Source organism: Amycolatopsis sp., from assembly GCF_025464955.1.
Classification (GTDB): domain Bacteria; phylum Actinomycetota; class Actinomycetes; order Mycobacteriales; family Pseudonocardiaceae; genus Amycolatopsis.
In genome coordinates, this window is record NZ_JAODNM010000081.1 from 16727 (window position 1) to 33874 (window position 17148).

General features: G+C 68.5%; 15 protein-coding genes. 6 read left to right on the top strand and 9 right to left on the bottom strand.

The annotated features are described in order from the left end of the window. Nucleotides 1-102: 102 nt before the first annotated feature. From JWQ81_RS18240 to JWQ81_RS18255, 4 genes are all read right to left on the bottom strand, one after another. Nucleotides 103-1902, bottom strand: coding sequence for an acyltransferase family protein (locus JWQ81_RS18240; RefSeq protein ID WP_297543039.1), 1800 nt, complete (start codon nucleotides 1900-1902; stop codon nucleotides 103-105). A 194-nt stretch (nucleotides 1903-2096) separates the two neighbouring features. Next, a complete protein-coding gene (locus JWQ81_RS18245) occupies nucleotides 2097-2624 on the bottom strand; it encodes an LCP family protein (RefSeq protein ID WP_297543041.1) in 528 nt (175 codons plus the stop codon). 129 nt (nucleotides 2625-2753) lie between these two features. Continuing rightward, a complete protein-coding gene (locus tag JWQ81_RS18250; RefSeq protein WP_297543043.1) occupies nucleotides 2754-3695 on the bottom strand; it encodes an alpha/beta hydrolase in 942 nt (313 codons plus the stop codon). A 52-nt stretch (nucleotides 3696-3747) separates the two neighbouring features. Continuing rightward, the gene (locus tag JWQ81_RS18255) at nucleotides 3748-4785 is read right to left on the bottom strand and encodes a lysylphosphatidylglycerol synthase transmembrane domain-containing protein (protein WP_297543045.1); all 1038 of its coding nucleotides are present in this window, start codon (nucleotides 4783-4785) and stop codon (nucleotides 3748-3750) included. 173 nt (nucleotides 4786-4958) lie between these two features. Here JWQ81_RS18255 and JWQ81_RS18260 point away from each other — a divergent pair, with 173 nt between their 5' ends. After that, a complete protein-coding gene (locus JWQ81_RS18260) occupies nucleotides 4959-5588 on the top strand; it encodes a TetR/AcrR family transcriptional regulator (RefSeq protein WP_297543047.1) in 630 nt (209 codons plus the stop codon). Between the two features lie 3 nt (nucleotides 5589-5591). Here JWQ81_RS18260 and JWQ81_RS18265 read toward each other — a convergent pair whose 3' ends face one another. Next, a complete protein-coding gene (locus JWQ81_RS18265; protein WP_297543049.1) occupies nucleotides 5592-6962 on the bottom strand; it encodes an APC family permease in 1371 nt (456 codons plus the stop codon). Nucleotides 6963-7256: 294 nt separating this feature from the next. Between JWQ81_RS18265 and JWQ81_RS18270 the strand changes: the two genes are divergently transcribed. After that, complete coding sequence (locus JWQ81_RS18270) at nucleotides 7257-8390, top strand: nitric oxide synthase oxygenase (protein WP_297543051.1); 1134 nt, start codon at nucleotides 7257-7259, stop codon at nucleotides 8388-8390. 82 nt (nucleotides 8391-8472) lie between these two features. On the opposite strand, the gene JWQ81_RS18275 is transcribed toward JWQ81_RS18270, so the two are convergent. Genes JWQ81_RS18275 through JWQ81_RS18290 form a run of 4 tightly spaced genes read right to left on the bottom strand, consistent with a single transcriptional unit; the run spans nucleotide 8473 to nucleotide 13033 of the window. Continuing rightward, a complete protein-coding gene (locus JWQ81_RS18275) occupies nucleotides 8473-9936 on the bottom strand; it encodes a glycoside hydrolase family 3 protein (RefSeq protein ID WP_297543053.1) in 1464 nt (487 codons plus the stop codon). A 3-nt stretch (nucleotides 9937-9939) separates the two neighbouring features. Next, nucleotides 9940-10770 carry a carbohydrate ABC transporter permease gene (locus JWQ81_RS18280; RefSeq protein ID WP_297543055.1) on the bottom strand — a complete coding sequence of 277 codons (831 nt, stop codon included), beginning with the start codon at nucleotides 10768-10770 and terminating at the stop codon, nucleotides 9940-9942. Continuing rightward, a complete protein-coding gene (locus JWQ81_RS18285; protein WP_297543057.1) occupies nucleotides 10767-11753 on the bottom strand; it encodes a carbohydrate ABC transporter permease in 987 nt (328 codons plus the stop codon). Before JWQ81_RS18285 ends, JWQ81_RS18280 begins: the two co-directional genes overlap by 4 nt. Further along, complete coding sequence (locus tag JWQ81_RS18290) at nucleotides 11753-13033, bottom strand: extracellular solute-binding protein (RefSeq protein ID WP_297543059.1); 1281 nt, start codon at nucleotides 13031-13033, stop codon at nucleotides 11753-11755. The genes JWQ81_RS18285 and JWQ81_RS18290 overlap by 1 nt, the downstream gene beginning before the upstream one ends. A gap of 457 nt (nucleotides 13034-13490) precedes the next feature. On the opposite strand from JWQ81_RS18290, the gene JWQ81_RS18295 reads away from it, so the two are divergent. From JWQ81_RS18295 to JWQ81_RS18310, 4 genes are all read left to right on the top strand, one after another. Next, nucleotides 13491-14417 (top strand): aminoglycoside phosphotransferase family protein, encoded by a 927-nt coding sequence (locus tag JWQ81_RS18295; RefSeq protein WP_297543061.1) that lies wholly within the window; start codon nucleotides 13491-13493, stop codon nucleotides 14415-14417. Nucleotides 14418-14482: 65 nt separating this feature from the next. Continuing rightward, a complete protein-coding gene (locus JWQ81_RS18300) occupies nucleotides 14483-15352 on the top strand; it encodes an alpha/beta hydrolase (protein WP_297543062.1) in 870 nt (289 codons plus the stop codon). A gap of 67 nt (nucleotides 15353-15419) precedes the next feature. Then, nucleotides 15420-15920 carry an ArsR family transcriptional regulator gene (locus JWQ81_RS18305; protein ID WP_297543063.1) on the top strand — a complete coding sequence of 167 codons (501 nt, stop codon included), beginning with the start codon at nucleotides 15420-15422 and terminating at the stop codon, nucleotides 15918-15920. A gap of 31 nt (nucleotides 15921-15951) precedes the next feature. Beyond that, the gene (locus tag JWQ81_RS18310) at nucleotides 15952-17079 is read left to right on the top strand and encodes a serine hydrolase (protein WP_297543065.1); all 1128 of its coding nucleotides are present in this window, start codon (nucleotides 15952-15954) and stop codon (nucleotides 17077-17079) included. Nucleotides 17080-17148 lie beyond the last annotated feature (69 nt).

The window sequence follows — 17148 nt, forward strand, 5'->3', positions numbered from 1 at the left end:
ATTTCACTCGAATTCGAAGTTACGACATTCGGGGGTAACACCAGACCACTTTCTGTTGCGCCGCATGCAATCTCGACGTTTCGCAGCACCTACCGGCAGCGCTCACTGCTCGGTCGCGGTATGGGCGACCAGATCGGTGTAAGGCTGGAAAGCGCTGGGGCGGAGGTGGATGCCGTCCGAGTAGAGCAGGTCGGTATGCGCTTGGGCGAACCCATGCCAGTCGGCGACGCGGACGTTGGGGTATTTGGCCGGCATCGACGAGATGAGCTGGTTGTTGATGCCCTGCCAGTCCCGGTCGACATACAACGTCATCAGGACGACCCGCTTGCGGTCCCGCAGTTTGTCCAGTGCCGCGGTCAGCCGCGACTCGCCGATCAGGCCGTTGTCGCCGACGTGCAGGACGACGACCGGCGCCTGGTTGCCGCTGTCGTGGTCGGCGACGACCTGGTTGAGCACTTTGGCGGCTTGCGCGCCCTCCACAGCATCGGCGTTCACCGAACCGAAGGTCTGCTTCATCGTGGGCACCGCGCCCAGCATTACGGAGTCGCCGTAGGCCGAAACGGACAACGCGCTGGCGGCGATGCCGCTGACCGCACCCGCAGCACCCCCGGTACTGGCGGAGCCAGCCGAAGCGGCGGGGCTGTCGGTGCCCCGCACGACGAAGGTCGCGGCCACAATGACGGCGACGACGAACGCGACCAGCGCCACGCCGGGAACCGGCCCCAGCCGCCACGTCCGCAGTGTGCGCCAGGTGTTCCGGAAGCCGTTCTGCCGAAGAGGTTTCTCGATCATCTGATAACTCATTTCCGTGAGGGTGAAAACCAGGACCAGTCGGACGAACAGCAGTGCAGGCCCGTCGAGCGCGAGATCGAGGCCCGGCCGGGTGAACTGGAAGACCGGCCAGTGCCAGAGGTATAGGCCGTAGGACCGCTTCCCGATCGCGCGCAGCGGCTCCCAGGACAGCCAGCGAGCCACCGCTGTCTCGCGTGTCACGGCCGCGGTGAGGACCACCGCCGTGACACTCACCGCCGGCAGCCCATAGGAGTAGAAGCCCGGGCGGTAGGAATTCAGCCAGGGCACCGCAGCGATCAGCACCGCGAGACCGGCCAACCCCGCCAAACCCAGCCACCGAGGGGTACGACCAGGAGAAGCCGGAAGCCCGAGCTGGTCGCCATCGCGCAGCAACGCGAGCCCAGCGCCCAAAAGCAGGCCGAACGCGTGACTGTCGGTGCCGAAGTACCACCGCGAACCGTCGTTGTCATAAGGCACGCTCGCCGCGACGGTGCCGACCACCATCCACAACGCCGACGCTGCCGTCAAACCGAAAGCGACGGTCATCGCCAGCGCCTTCCTGGCGCGCCAAGTCGTTCCCCAGGCAAGGATCCCGGCCAGTACCAGCGGCCATACGAGGTAGAACTGCTCCTCGACCGCCAACGACCACAGGTGCTGCAGAACCGGCGGACGACCGGTCGCCGCGAAATAGGACCGGTGGTGCAGCACGTACCACCAGTTGGAGACGTAACCGAGCGCGGCCAGGAAGTCCCCGCGGAACTCGCGCAGCTGATCGCGCCCGGACACGGTCATCGCGACCGCCGTGGCGAGCACCACGACCACCAGTGCCGGGAACAGTCGTCGAGCACGGGCGACCCAGAACGACCTGAGCTCGATACGCCCCCGGACGAGCGCGCGGGACCACAGTTGCCCGGTGATGAGATAGCCGCTCAACACGAAGAAGACGTCGACGCCGATGGCTCCACCGCTCGCCCACGGCAGGTCCGCGTGAAAGAGGATGACCATGACCACGGCGAGGCACCGGAGACCGTCCAGCGCCGGATAGCGTGTGGATCGGCGGTCGATTTCCGCCATCGACGGCCGAGCGAGCTGAATCTGGGCATGGTTCACCCCGGGACCGTCCTTTCTGGATTCGGCGGGAAGTGCTACGACACGGTCTGCGGTGGTGGAATCTGGTCGGCGCGCACCTGGTTCCACAAGGTCGTCGCGCCGGGTTCCTTCGGAATCAACCGGTTGTGGTCGGCCGGGTAGAGCGAATGGGCATTGTCAGGTATTCGATGTTCTGCGGATCCACAGCGGACAGTTCATGGGCGAAGGACAGCAGCGGCGCCAACCCGGCCATCGATCTGGATCACGTGGTTCATCCGGAGCCCGGTCAGCGTCTCGGTGGCCTTGACCGCACACGCCAGCCCGCCGGTGTTCAACGCGGTGTTGTACATCGCCAGGCCGACCGCAGCGGGACGGCCACCGCCGGACGGGCACGAAGGTATGCGCACCATGGTGTCGCGGGGAATGCTGACCACCGTGGCACGCCGCCGATCGGCCGACAGGTGCACCACCATGGCGGTGTCCGAGCGGCTCCCGGTGTCCTGGCCGTAGGCCGCGTCGGCACCGGCACGGCTGTCCGAGCCGAGCAGCAGGATGTTCTCGGGCGCGCCCGCGGAATCCGCCCCCGCCGGCCGATCCGTGCCCAGCGCGGCGTCCACGTCCTGGCCCGCGATGTTCGCGTCCAGTTTGGCGTACGCGTACCCGGCACCGGCCGGCAGGACGATCAGCACCGCCAACAGCGTGAACCACCGTTTCGGATGACGACGCCTGGCCTCAGTAGTCATGCATCCAACAGTGCGGCCCGCGGGTCATCTCCCTGCGCGCGCTCTGTCACAGCTCTGTAATGCCCATCGCAACTCGCCGTCGAGTTGCGGTGCTTGGCGTCCGCAACCATCGCAACTCGCCGTCGAGTCTCAGAGTCCTTTGAGGAACTCCAGCAGGGCGGCGTTGACCTCGTCCGGGCGTTCCTGCTGGATCCAATGCCCACAGCCCGGCAGGTCCAGCACCCCGGTCAGGTTGGGCAGGATCTCCGGCAGCCGCGGAATCGTGTCCGGCGAGCTGAACGAGCGAACCGGGTCCCGGTCGCCGGTGATGTACAGCGACGGCGGCGTGATCTGCGTGTTCTGCCAGGGCGTGGTCAGTTCCCAGTTTCGGTCGATGTTGCGGTACCAGTTGAGCCCGCCGGCGAAACCGTTGCGCTCGTACTGGGCGACGAACGCCGCGATGTCCTCGTCGGTCAACCACGACGGCAGCGTTTCGGGTTCGCGTATGGGGTCCAGGAACCCGCCGCCCGGCGCGGTCAGCAGCGGCTTCGGCGCCTCACCCGCACCCCCGGCGAGCACCTTGCGGAACGTGGTAGTGACATCCCTGCTCAACTCGGCCTCGGCGATCCCGGGCTGCTGGAAGTAGATCTGGTAGAACTCCTCGCCGAAATGGCGACGCGCGATGCTCAACGGCGGTGCGGGTGAACGACGAGCGGGTGCGACGCTCAGGCCGGCGACGCCGCGCACGATGTCGGGCCGCATCAGGGCGGTGTTCCAGGCGACCGGAGCGCCCCAGTCGTGGCCGATGACCACGGCCCCCTCTTCGCCGAGCGCGCCGATGAGCCCGATCACGTCACCGACGAGGTGGAAGATCGTGTACTGGTCGACCCCCTCGGGCCGGTCCGTGCCGCCGAAACCGCGCTGGTCCGGGGCAACGACGTGGTAGCCCGCATCGGCCAGCGGCTGAAACTGGTGGCGCCACGAGTACCAGCTCTCGGGCCAGCCGTGCAGGAGCAGGACGAGTGGTCCCTCACCCTGCTCGGCGATGTGCATCGTGATCCCGTTGACCGATACTTCGCGATGAGTGGGCAAGACGTCTTCCTTACCTGGATGATCACTGACTTTCCCACCGTAGCAGGGGAGATCAGGCGCGAGCTTGCCGCCGCGAGAGGAGCCACCAGGCGCCGAGGCCGATCGGGATGATCAGCCAGCAGGACAGCAGCCGGTAGCCGAGCGCGGCGGCCGCGGCGGTGGCGTTGTCCGCGCCCAGCACCAGCAAACCGGCGGTGAGGCTGGTCTCGATGATCCCGAGACCGCCGGGGCTCAGCGGGATCTGCCTGATGACCTGGATGGTCAGGTACACCGCGCCGAGCTGCACGATCGAGATGTGCAGGCCGAACGCGTGCCCGACCAGGCTCAGGCACACGACGTCGGTCGCCCAGTTGGCCGCGGCCAGCCCGATCGCACCCGCCCAGTAGCGGCCCGAGAGCGAGCGGATCTCGATCCACTGGGTCCGCACGGCCGCGCGGATCTTCCCCCAGCGCGTGCTGACGACGGCGACGTCGAGGACGGGCCGGACCACCGACTGCACACCACCGCGGCGCTTCACCCACGTCACAGCCAGACCGGCGACCAGCACACACGACACCGTCGTCACCACGGCCCCGGAATGACCCACCGCGCCGAACAGCGCGACCGCTCCCCCGCCGACGCCGTACAACACGAACAGCCCCGCGATCGAGGCGATACCGGACAGCACCGTGACTGTGACCGCGGTGGCGCGCTCGGCACCGATCCGGCGGAACTGGTCGACCGCGAACGCCGCCGACACGATGCCGCCGGCGGGGAAGGTCATCGACATGGCCGAGCGGCTGTAGGTGATCGCCAGCACCGACCGCATCGGGGCGCCGACGCCGAACCCGGAGAACAGCCACTGCTGCTGGCGGGCGAACAGCCACATCGACAGCACCTCCGCCACCGCGGCCAGCCCCAGCAGCCCGAGGTTGACGCGGTCGACGGCGGCGACCAACTCGTCCCAGGCTGGGAACTCACGACGGACGAACCACACTGTCACGATGACGACCAGCCCGACCGCGGCGAGCGACATCCACCGGCGCCGCCAGGGCGCGGCCGACGTCTTCGCTTCGGTGGCGGTGGTCAGCGGAGCTGTCGCGCTCGTCATCGCCGACCTTCCCCAGACCGAGGGTAAGCGCTGGTCAGCGCCACGGCCGAGGCCTTCTCGGTGATGATGATCATGAACCCCTCGCAAAGTCGTCAATCGACTACATAGGTTAGAGTAGTCTTAGTGACCGACTAAGTCGCCAGTTGACTACATCACAGGCCCGGGAGGCATCGATGGTCACCCCCCAGCCGGCCGCCGAGCCCTGCGGACCACGTCGCCGTGACGCCGCGGCGACACGCAGCGACCTGCTCACCGCCGCTCGGCTGCACCTCACCCGCGGCGGGTTCGAAGGCACCAGCACGCGGGAGGTCGCCGCGACGGCCGGCGTCAACCAAACCCTGGTCTACCGCTACTTCGGCTCGAAGGAAAAGCTCTTCGAGGAGGCCGCAGCGCAGTCCGACGCGCACCGGGAAGCCCAAAAGGCACTCAAGGACGTCCCCCTCGAGCAACTGCCTAAGACCCTGCTCGACGTCGTGCTCGACGCGGGCACGACCTGGGGCGGCTCCGGTCCGCCCGACGGGTTCATCGCGTTCCTCACCGCCGCGAGCCACGATTCGATCCGCGAGCTCATCTGCGACCGGCTCACCACGACGTTCAGCGAAGACCTCGGTTCGCGGCTGCCGGGCGCCGACCCCGAACTCCGCGCGGAACTCTTCGCCGCGACGCTGATCGGCCTCAGCCTGATGCGGCACAAGATCGGCACCCCCGCGCTCGCCGTCACCGACCGGGACACACTGGCGCCTTACGTGGACTCGATCGGCCAGGTCCTCTTCGCCGCACCGGCGACCAAGGCCCCCGAATAGGCGCTACTGCTCGACGTCGGCGGGTGCGTCCAGACGGCTCGGCAGACGGCCGCGGAGCAGCCAGTAGACGACGAGCGCGACCAGCGCGAGCCCGAAGGCGATGATCAGGTCGCGGCCGGACTGCTGGGTGAGCGCGATGACGACCCCGGCGATCGCGATCACCGGCGGCAACGGCCACAGCGGCATCTTGAACGCCCGCACGAGTCCCCGATCTCGGATTCGGCTGACCACGGCAGACACCGCTACCAGCACGTAGATGGTGACGATCACGACGCCGGTGAAGGTGATCAGGTCCGCGAGCGAACTGAACACGCACAACAGCCCGTTGCCGACGAACAGGAACGCGAACCCGTAGACCGGCACCTTCGACTTCGCCGACACGTGCCCGAAGAACCGGCCGACCGGTCCGGGGAACAGCCCGTCCCTGGCGGCGGCGTAGTAGATCCGCGCGTAACCGAGGTTGGCCGCCAGGCCCGTGTCGAACATCGCCACCACCACGCCGGCCAGCAGGATCGTCGCGCCGACCGGCCCCATCACCTGGTGGGCGATCAGGGACAGCGGCGAGTCGTCGGCCATCGTCGCCCCGAGATCACCGATGGCGAAGGTCGCCGCGATCACCGCGAGCACCTCCACGACGACGGCGATCCCGACCGCGGCCATCACGGCCCGGGGCAGCGTCCGCCGCGAACCGCGAGACTCCTCGGCGAAGTACAGCGGCCAGTCGTAGCCGTTGAACGCGAACAGCGCCGGAACGACCGCGGCGAACAGCCCGGCGGTGCCGACGCCGCCGAGTACGCCGCCCTTGGCCGTCGTCGGCTGCGTGAACGGGTGGCTGGCCGGGTCGACATGGCCGAACGCGAGCACGGTGAACACGAGAATGACGGCGAGTTCGAGGACGAGCATGGCGCCGGCCACCCAGCTGACCGGCGTGATCCGGCCGACCGACAGCGCGGTGACCAGCACCATCATGCCCAGAGCCACCCAGGCGACCGGCAGACCGCCGGGCACCAGCGAGGAGAGGTAGGTCGACGCCGCCGTGAGGATCGACGCTGTCGACGTCAGCCCGAGCAGCAGGAACAACACGGCGGTCATGCCACCCCAAACCGGCCCCAGCGCGCGCCGCACAATCGTGTAAGCGCCGCCGGCGGACGGGAAGACAGAGCCGACCTCCGCGTAACACAGCGCCATACTCACCGCGATCACGGCGCCGATCACGAACGCCCACACCACCCCCGTGCCCGCCGAATCCAGGCCCGAGCCGTAGACGAGGAACACCGACGTCGTCGGCGAAATCGCCGAGATCGCTATCGCCAGCACGTTCCACGGCCGCAAAGCCGCAGCCTCCAGTCCGCCCGCGGGCGCGCTCCTGATCATCGACGAAGGATGCCAGACGGTGCGGTTCGCGGCGAGCCATTCCGGCGTCCCGGCAGCAAGAATTCACCGAATAGCGCGGACGGAAAGTCCTTTGATCACCATCAATGGTGAAGTCGAGGTAGCGCTGAGCGATGACGATAGGCCGAACGGGTTTTCCTCTTTCCGGCGATCTTTTCGTGACCAGTGGGAATGGGAATGCGCGTTTGATCGACTTGATTCGACTGAGTTCCGGCCGTGGAATCCGTGGCAGGATGCCACGGATTGACGCAGCAGCCCCGACGACAAGAGGTACTGGTGACGACTTTCGAGTCGCGAGTGAGGGAAACCACGCGCGAGGAGATCGTCGATCCGGCGGAAGCGGAGGACTTCCTTCGGCAGTTCCACGCCGAGGAACCCGCCGCGCGCGAACAGAACCTGCGATCGAGGATCGAAGAGGCGCGGGCGGAGATCGGCGAAACGGGCGGATACCGCCACACTTCGGCAGAATTGGCGTTCGGTGCCCGCGTCGCCTGGCGCAATTCGGCGCGCTGTATCGGCCGGCTCTACTGGCGCGGCCTGCGGGTCCGGGATCGGCGGAACGTGACCGAGGCCGCCGACATCGCCGCCGAGTGCGTCACGCACCTGCGGGCGGCCACGCACGGCGGGAAGATCCGCTCGGTCATCACCGTGTTCGCCCCCGACACCGCGGCCGGCCCCGGACCGCGGATCTGGAACGAGCAGCTCATCCGGTACGCCGCCTACCCGACGCGTGACGACTTCGTCTGCGGCGACCGGCGATCGCTCGCCTTCACCGAACTGGTCCGCGCGCTGGGCTGGAACCCGCCCGCCCAGCGCGGGCCGTTCGACGTGCTGCCGCTGGCGATCGGGCGCGGCCGGGACCGGCCCGAGCTGTTCGACCTTCCCGGCGACGCCGTGCTGGAAGTACCGCTGATCCATCCCGACTTCGGCTGGTTCGCCGAGTTCGGCCTGCGCTGGCACGCGGTCCCCGCGATCAGCAACATGTGCCTCGAGATCGGCGGCGTCCGGTACCCGGCGGCGCCGTTCAACGGCTGGTACATGGGGACGGAGGTCGGCGCGCGCAACCTGGCGGACGTCGACCGGTACGACCTGCTCCCCTCGATCGCCCACGGAATGGGCCTGTCGACCGAGTCCGAGCGCACGCTCTGGCGCGACCGCGCGCTGGTCGAACTGACACTGGCCGTCCAGCACTCCTTCGACGTCGCGGGGGTCACGATGACCGACCACCACACGGAGTCGAAGCGCTTCCTGACCCATCTCGAACGCGAGGAGAACGCCGGACGGCGATGCCCGGCGGACTGGAGCTGGATCGTCCCGCCGGTCTCGGGCAGCCAGACGCCCGTTTTCCACCGCTACTACGACGAACCCGACGACTCCCTCCGCCCCGCCTTCCTGCCGCCGGATCGGTGAGGGCGGGCGCGAAAGACCCCTCGGGGCCACCCTTGTGGCGTTAGAAGCCACAAGGGTGGCCCCGAGGGAACGCCACACCCCCTCAGGAACCCGCCAGGTATTCCGCGGCGGTGCGGAGGCTGACGTAGGAGCCGCTAAAGGTGTCGATGCGGTCGCCGTCACCGTGGTCGAGGCCAGGTGCTCCGGTCTCGACACGGATGTAAGCCAGGCCGGCCGTGGCCAGGGCGGCGAGCATCGAGCGCACGGTGGCGTGCCGGTGGGCTTCGCGGGTCACCACGACGACGTTCCGGAACCCTTCTGCCGCTTCGAGAACCGTGTCGACGTCGACGCCGGACACCTTGAGCGCGCGGCTGCCCGGGACCAGCTCGGTCAGGTGCGCGCCAAGACCCCAGGGCATCGGGCCGGCCGCGATACTGGGCTCCGACACGACGTCGACGACCAGTGCCGGACCTTCCAGCCGGGGGTTTCCCTGGATCCGGAGCGCCTTGCGGGCCGCTTCGAGGCCGAGCCGGCGGTCCACCGGTTCGACCCGCGCCGGGGCCGGTGGTTCACCCAAGGCGGCCGTGCGTGCGGACGCCTCGGCCAGCCGTTCGATCGGCAGCTCGCCCGACTCGACGGCCGCGACGATGGTGGCGGTGATCCGGTCGAGGACGTCCGCGTCGAACGCGGCGCCGCCGATGCACAGCGCGTCCGCGCCGGCCGCCAACGACCGGACGGCCGCGCTGCCCAGGCCGTCGTGCCTGCCCAACTCGCCCGAGACCGCGCCCATCTCCAGCGCGTCGGTGATGATCGCGCCGGTGAACCCGAGCTCGCCGCGGAGCACTTCGGTGAGCGCCTTGGCATTGAGTGTCGCGGGCTGGTCGCCCCACGCGGGGACCACCAGGTGACCGGTCATGATCGACCGGACGCCGGCCCTGATCGCCGCGGCGAACGGGACGAGCTCGACCGCGCGCAGCTCCTCCTCGGTCCGCTGCAGTACCGGCAACGCCACATGCGAGTCCTCGGTGGCCGCGCCGTGCCCCGGGAAGTGCTTGGCACACGCCGCGACGCCGTACTTCTGCATCCCGGTCACGTACGCCGCGACGTGCGGCGACGCCCGTACAGGATCCGAACCGAACGCCCGCACCCCGATGATCGGGTCGTCGGGCGTCAGCGTCAGATCCGCGCACGGCGCCAGGTTCACCGTCACTCCGCAGGCCGCCAGCCGCTCACCGAGCGCGGCCGCGACCGCGGTGGTCAGCTCGACGTCGTCGGCAGCGCCGAGGGCGAGCGGGCCGGGCACGAACGACCCGGTCGCGACGTCGAGCCGCGTGACGTCCCCGCCCTCCTCGTCGACACCGATCACGACATCGGCCCGTTCCGACCGCAGGCCGGCGGTCAGCGCGGCCACCTGCTCGTCGTCGACCACGTTGCGGCCGAACAGGATCACCCCGCCGAGGCCCTCACCGAGTCTGCGGCGCAACCACTCCGGCGCGGTCGTGCCCGCGAAACCGGGCAGCAGAACGGATTCGGCGAGCTTTCGTGGAGACTCCGCAGCAGAGGACAACAGCTATCCCTTCACCGCGCCGGCGGCCACGTTGGCCACCAGCTTGCGCTGGACGAGGAGGAAGAACACCAGTGCGGGCACGGCGTAGATGACCGACGCGGCCATGATGCCGCCCCAGTCGACGGTGAACGCCGTCCGGAACGAAGCGAGCCACACCGGCAACGTCTTCTTGTCGTCATCGGTCATGAACACCAGTGCGAAGAGGAACTCGTTCCACGCGGTGATGAAGCTGAACACCGACGTGGTCACCAGACCGGGTCCCAACAGCGGCAGCGTGGCCCGGCGGAACGCGCCCGTCCGGCTGCAGCCGTCGATCATCGCTGCCTCTTCGAGCTCGTACGGGATGCCGTTGATGAAGCCGTACAGCATCCAGACCGTGAACGGCAGCGTCGTGGCGAAGTACACCAGCAGCAGCGACGGCAGCTGGTTGAGCAGCCCAGCGTCCCGCATCAGCAGGTACAGCGGGATGAACAGCGCCTCCACCGGCGCCAGCTGGGCCACCAGCACCAGCAGCAGGAAGCCTTTGCGGCCGCGGAAGCGCATCCGAGCCAGGGCCGCGGCGGCGAGCACGCCCGCGACCAGTGCCAGCAGTACCGAACCGATCGTGACGATCAGGCTGTTGGTCAGCGCGGTGAGCAGGCCGGCCTTGGACAGCGCGGTGGTGAAGTTCGAGAACGTGGCCGAGAACGGGATCAGGTCGTAGCGCGGTGACAGGACGTCGCCGGGCGTCTTCAACGCCGTGGTGAACAACCAGTACGTCGGGAAACCGAACAGGATCGCCGCGAACACGCCGATCACCGACAGCCCGATCCGCTGGGGCAGGGTCTTGTTCACGAGAGGTCGCCCTCCTTCGTCCGGACCAGCAGCTGCACGTACCTCGCGGTCAGCAGCAGCAACATGAGCAGCATCAAGGATGCGATCGCCGACGCGGCGCCGAAATGGCTACCGCCGATGCCCTTGAGGTACAGCGAAATCGGCAACGTGGTGCTCCCGCCGTCCGGGCCGCCCTGGCGGATCGCCCAGACCTGCGCGAACACCTTGAAGTCCCACAGCACCGACAGGAACGTCATCATGGTCATGATCGGCTGGATGGCAGGCCAGCTGACCGCCCAAAACGCCTGCCATGGGCTGGCGCCGTCGATCCCGGCGGCCTCGTACTGCTCCTTCGGCACCCCCAGCAGCCCGGCGTACAGGGTGAACGCCACGAACGGGACGGCACCCCACAGGATCAGCAACCCGATCACGGTCAGCGTGGAAAAGCCGGTGGAGAACCACGAATAGCCGATGAAGCTGTGGAACCCCAGCTTGTCCAGCGTCTTGTTGAGGATGCCGTACTGCTGGTCGAAGATCCACTGGAAGACCGTGGTCGTGGCGACCACCGGGGTGGCCCAGGCCAGCACCAGCGTCACCTGCACGATCACCCTGATCACCGGGCCGAGGTGCCGCATCAGCAGCGCGACGGCGAGGGCCACCAGCAGCGTGGCGAGCACGATGGCGAGGGTGAACACCACCGTCCGGATGGTGATCGTCCAGAAGCCGGGGTCGGTCAACGTCGCGGTGTAGTTCGCGAACCCGACCCACACCGTCTTGCCGCTGACCAGCTCGCCCAGGTCGAGCTTGCGGAGGCTGATCCCGAGCATCTGCACCGTCGGCCAACCCAGCAGCACCAGGATCGAGACCAGTGCGGGCAGGATCAGCAAGTACGGCGCCACGCGTTCGCCGGTACGTCCGCGCCGCCGGGGCGCGGGAGGGCTGACAGGCGGCGACGCCGGCGGGAGGGTTCCCGTCGGCGTCGCCGCTTCCTTGGTGGATGTCATCAGCCGATGAGCTTGTTGAGCGCGGCGTCGGCATCCGCGGTCGCCTGGTCGATGCTCTTCTTACCGGTCAGGTAAGCGGTCATCATGTCCTTGAGCGGGTTCTGACCGGACTCGACGTCGCCCCACTTGGGGCTGGCCGGCACGGCGCGGCCGTTCTTCGACGCCACGGCCATCACGGCGCCGAGCGGGGACGAGTTGAGCGCGCTGACGTCGGTGGACGTCCCTGGCACGTAACCGGCCGCGGCCAGCTGCGTCTGGTACTTGTCGGTCGAAAGCAGTGCCAGGTAGGCCTTGGCCAGGTCCTGGTTCTTGCTGTTGACCGGGATCGCCAGGTTCGAGCCGCCGAGGAACACCGGCGCGGTCTGGCCCGGGGTCTTGCTCGGGATCGGGAAGGCGCCGGTCTTGTCGGTCAGGCTCGGGTCGGTCTTGGCCGCGGTGGCCAGCTCGTAGGGCGCGCCGATGAACATCGCGACCTTGCCGCCGCCGTAGATACCGGCCTGGGCCGGGTTGCTCTCGTCGTTGTCCTTCGGCGCGGTGGTGCCGGAAGCGTCGACGAGCTGCTTGTAGAAGTCCAAACCGGCCTTCGAGCCCGCACTGTCAAGCGAGGCCTTGAAGGACGAGCCGCTGGCCGTGGCGATGTCGCCGCCGTTGTCCCAGATGAACGACAGCAGCGTGTACCAGTACTGGCCCGGCAGGTACAGCGACTGGAAGTTGGGGTCGCTGCCGAACTTGGTCTTCAGCTTGGCGATGTCGGCCAGCCACTCGGCGTCAGAGGTGGGCGGCGCGGCGATACCGGCCTGGGCGAACAGGTCCTTGCGGTAGATCACCTCTCGGTTGGCGGCGTAGAACGGCACGCCGTAGGTCTTGCCGTCGAACTGGCCCGAGGCCTTCAGCCCGGCCAGCCACTGCGGGCCGTTGAAGGTGTTGACCGAGCTCGTGAGGTCGGTCAACACGTTCTGGTTGGCGAACGCCGGGGTCTGCGTGTTGCCGATCTCGATCACGTCCGGCGGGGTGCCGCTGGCCAGCGCGGTGACCAGCTTCTGCTGGATCCCGTCCCACTGCTGGACCTCGTACTTGACCGTGGTGCCCGGGTGGGCGGCCTCGAACTCCTTGTTCAGGCCGTCGGTCAGCGTGGCCGGCGCGGAGCCGGACATGAGCCAGACGGTCAGCGTTGCGTTCTGCGGCGCGGAGCTGGCGGAACTACCGCCGGAGCCGGCGCAGCCCGCCGTCAAGAGAGTCATGGCGGCGGCGCCCGCCACCAGCTTGAGCCAGCGCTTCACTCGTGCCGTCCTTTCGATGCCAACCCGGCGACCGGACGCCGCCAGGTGGTATAGACCAATGCACGGAGAGTGGTACGTACCACAGCGGGTGTCAAGGCACTTGCCAAGACGTTGTGTAACAGTCTGGGTTCGCTCACTGTGGGTCACCGTGCGGACACGGCAGAACACCGGGCCCGACCAGCGTTGGCGACCGCCTGTCGTCCGAATTGTCGTTCTGCGGCAATATCTTTGACCTGGCCTTTGACCAGCGCGAATACCGATGACCGGGACAAGCCGCGCGGTATCCGTTGTCCCGCCGACAATTCGTCGCCCGGTACCGGCACCCGTTAGTAATTCTTGACATGCGTGACTATCTTGACGATCTTCGACACAAAACCCGTGGACAGGACGGGGCACCGTCGAGTGGGATGAAACCGGTCAATCCCGACGATCTCGAGCCCCGACTTGGAGCGCCGCCATGCCCCGTTCGCGTCCTGGCGAAGTGGCCATCGAAGCAGGTTTGGTACGCCGCCTGCTCGCGGCGCAGTTCCCGCGATGGGCGGATCTTCCGGTCAAACCCGTCGGCTCGCCGGGAATGGACAACATGACCTTCCGGCTCGGTACGGACATGTCCGTCCGGCTGCCCCGGCTGCCCCGCTGGGCCGGACAGGTCGACCGGGAGCAGCGGTGGTTGCCGGTCTTGGCCCCGCACCTGCCGCTCGCCGTTCCCGTGCCACTCGCGAAGGGCGAACCGGGCGAGGGCTACCCCTTCGGCTGGTCGGTCTACCAGTGGCTGGACGGTGAAAACGCCGTCCCCGAACGCCTTGGCGATCCGCGGCAGGTCGCCGCCGAGCTGGCGGACTTTTTCGGCGCGCTGCAGCGGATCGACCCCACGGGCGGCCCGTCGCCCGAGTGGAGCAACGGTTTCCGCGGTGTGCCGCTGGCCGACGAGCGCGATTCGTCGGTCGTGGGCAGCCGGATCGGAGCCAAAATCGCGGCCTGGGACGGACTTGCCGACACCGACGCCGTGACGGCGGTTTGGGAAGCGGCGCTGGCGGCGCCGAAGTGGGATGGCCCGCCCACCTGGATCCACGGGGACCCGGCGCCCGGGAACCTGCTGGCCACCGACGGCAGGCTGAGCGCCGTCATCGACTTCGGGACGGTGGCGGTGGGTGATCCCGCCTGCGATCTCATCGCCGCGTGGACGTTCCTGCCCACCGGCGCCCGGGAAACCTTCCGGGCCGCGATGTCGGTCGACGACGCGACCTGGGCGCGCGGTCGTGGCTGGGCACTGCCCGCGCTCCTGCCCTCCCCCGACGAGCTGTCGGACCCGCAACGCGCCGAACGCGTCCGGCACCGGATCGACGAGCTGATCGCCGACCACCGGCGGGGTTGGCGCGGCTGATCCCGGGGCCCCTCCCGGACAAGCTTCGCTGGCCGGGGCACCTCCCGTTTGACATCATGAGCGTCATGACGATCTTGAGCCTGCCCGACGGCAGGCAGCTGAGCGTATGCATCTCGGGCCCCGAGGACGGCACTCCGCTGATCTACCACCACGGCACCCCGAGCGGCCTGAACCAGATTCGCGTCCTGCGCCGCGGCGCCCATGAGCGTGGGCTGCGATTCGTGACGTACAGCCGTCCCGGTTACGGGGAGTCCACGCGGCTGCCTGGCCGCGACGTCGCCGCGGCAGCATCCGATGTCGAAGCGCTGCTTGATCACCTGGGCGCGTCGCGGTGCCTGGTCTCCGGCTGGTCCGGCGGCGGACCGCACGCGCTCGCGTCGGCAGTCCTGCTGCCCGAACGGGTGGCGGGCGTCCTGGTCATCTCGGGGGCCGCGCCACACGACGCGACGGGTCTGGACTTCCTCGGCGGAATGGGCGAGGGAAACCTCGAGGAGTTCGGGCTGGCGGCCCAGGGTGAGGCCGCGCTGCGTCCGGCGCTCGAGACCATGGCCGGGCCGATGGCTACCGCGGACTTGGCGATGCTGACCGCGGACATGGGATCGCTACTGCCCGACGCCGACCGAGACGCCCTCACGGGCGAGTTCGGCGAAGACCTCGCCGAGGCGATCGCCGCAGGCGTCCGTGGCGGCGTCGACGGCTGGATCGACGACGACCTGGCGTTCCTGCAACCGTGGGGATTCTCCCTTGACGAGCTGGCCGTCCCGAGCTTCGTCTGGCAGGGCAGCGAAGACCTGATGGTCCCGTTCGCGCACGGTCAATGGCTCGCGAAGAACCTCCCCGGCGCTGTCGCCCACCTCGAGCCCGGCCAAGGCCACCTGTCGATCGTCGCGACCTTCGCCACCACCATGCTCGACGAACTCGCCCACACCCTCTAGTACTACGTAATTCCGTAGATAAGGAGAGCCTGTTTACGGAATCTACGGAATATCGTAGGATCCGTCTGTGGATACGGAGAGTCGGCTCGCCGAGCTCGAAGCCAGGGTGACGGCGTTGGAGAGCGAGAAGCCGGCACCGGGCGGAGGGCACGACCCGGACGTCTTCTGGGCGTTGATCGGGCTGCGAGAGCGGGTGAAGGATCCGAACGGTGCGGTCCTGTTCACCGGCGCGGTGAAGCTGCCATCCGGCGAACACTACGAGTGGCAGCAGGGCCACCTCACCGACGACATCCTCGGCGTGGACTGGGCGGAAGTCAGTGGCTCGTTCGCCGCGCTGGGCCATCCGGTGCGCCTCCTGCTGCTGGGCCGCATCCTCGGCGGCATCCGCTCGGTGGCCGAGCTCCAGGAGCTCGACGAGGTCGGCACCACCGGCCAGCTCTACCACCATCTGAAGCTGCTGGTGGCGGCGAACTGGCTGGAAGTCGCCCACCGCGGCCACTACGTAGTGCCCGGACATCGGGTCGTCCCGCTACTGGTCCTGCTCGCGGCGGCGCGGCCGCCCGGTTGACACCCCGCTTGAGCTACTGGAGGGGAAACGCATGCCCACTTTCACCCGACGCACCATGATCGGCACGGTCGCGGCCGGTGCTGCGGCTTCGCTGCTGCCGTCGACGCCGGCAGCCGCATCCGGCACGGTCAAACCGCAGGTCGACGCGACGCTCACCCGAGCGATCGCCGCCGGCTTCCCAGGACTCGTCGTCGGGGCGTTCGACGGGAACGACGGGTACGTCGCAGGCGCGGGAACGACGGCCGGCCCAGGTTCGCCGAAACCCGACGGCCGAACCATCTACCAACTCGGTTCGATCACCAAGACGTTCACCGCGCTCCTGCTCGCCGAGGCCGTCGAACAGGGCGTCATCCGGCTGGACGACCCGCTGGCCCGCTACCTGCCCCGTCAGCTGACGCTGCCCAAGCCGGCACACGGCGAGATCAGGCTGCGCGATGTCGCGACGCAGAGTGCCGGGCTTCCGTCGCTGCCCCCGAACCTCCTGACGCAGCCCGGATTTGATCCGCAGGACCCGTACGCGACGTACACCGAGCAGGACCTCGCCGACGGCTTGCGCGCGACGAAGCTCGTGAGCCAACCAGGCACGGCCTACCTGTACTCCAACCTCGGAGTCGCGTTGCTCGGGCAGGCCATGGCCAACCTCGCGGGCACGGACTACGCGAACACCGCGCGCCGCTTCGCGACAAGTCCACTGGGCCTCCGTGACACGACTCTCGGGCTTACCTCCGAACAGTTGGCGCGTAAGGCCTCCGGACACGCCACGGACGGCACGCCCACCCCGGACTGGCACCTGCCGACGTTCGCCGGCGCCGGCGCGCTCTACGGGACAGTCGACGATCAGATGCGCTACCTGCACGCGTTGTTCGGCCAGGCACCCGTGCGGCTGCGACCAACGCTGAAGCTCGTGCAGCAGCCGATGTTCACCCCACCGACGACGGCCAACCTGCGGCTCGGCCTCGCCTGGCACATGACGCCGCTGCCGACCAGCAAGCGGACCATGGTCTGGCACAACGGCGGCACGGGCGGGTTCACGACCTTCACCGGGTTCTGCCCGCAGACCCGCACCGGCGTCACCCTGCTGACGAACATCTCCAAGCTGGACCAGGTAGACGAAATCTCCGTGAAGCTTCTGGACGCGCTGGACGCCCGGCACGGCTGATCGAGGACGAACGCTTGACGTGGCAAGGTCATCCTGCGAACCTCAGGCGACCCGAACGGGTCGCACAGG

Excerpts from the sequence above, each read along its gene's own strand:
- JWQ81_RS18285 (WP_297543057.1), bottom strand. The coding sequence starts at position 11,753 with ATGACATCCACCAAGGAAGCGGCGACGCCGACGGGAACCCTCCCGCCG.
- JWQ81_RS18295 (WP_297543061.1), top strand. The coding sequence starts at position 13,491 with ATGCCCCGTTCGCGTCCTGGCGAAGTGGCCATCGAAGCAGGTTTGGTA.
- JWQ81_RS18300 (WP_297543062.1), top strand. The coding sequence starts at position 14,483 with ATGACGATCTTGAGCCTGCCCGACGGCAGGCAGCTGAGCGTATGCATC.
- JWQ81_RS18255 (WP_297543045.1), bottom strand. The coding sequence starts at position 4,785 with ATGACGAGCGCGACAGCTCCGCTGACCACCGCCACCGAAGCGAAGACG.
- JWQ81_RS18245 (WP_297543041.1), bottom strand. The coding sequence starts at position 2,624 with ATGACTACTGAGGCCAGGCGTCGTCATCCGAAACGGTGGTTCACGCTG.
- JWQ81_RS18260 (WP_297543047.1), top strand. The coding sequence starts at position 4,959 with ATGGTCACCCCCCAGCCGGCCGCCGAGCCCTGCGGACCACGTCGCCGT.
- JWQ81_RS18265 (WP_297543049.1), bottom strand. The coding sequence starts at position 6,962 with ATGATCAGGAGCGCGCCCGCGGGCGGACTGGAGGCTGCGGCTTTGCGG.
- JWQ81_RS18310 (WP_297543065.1), top strand. The coding sequence starts at position 15,952 with ATGCCCACTTTCACCCGACGCACCATGATCGGCACGGTCGCGGCCGGT.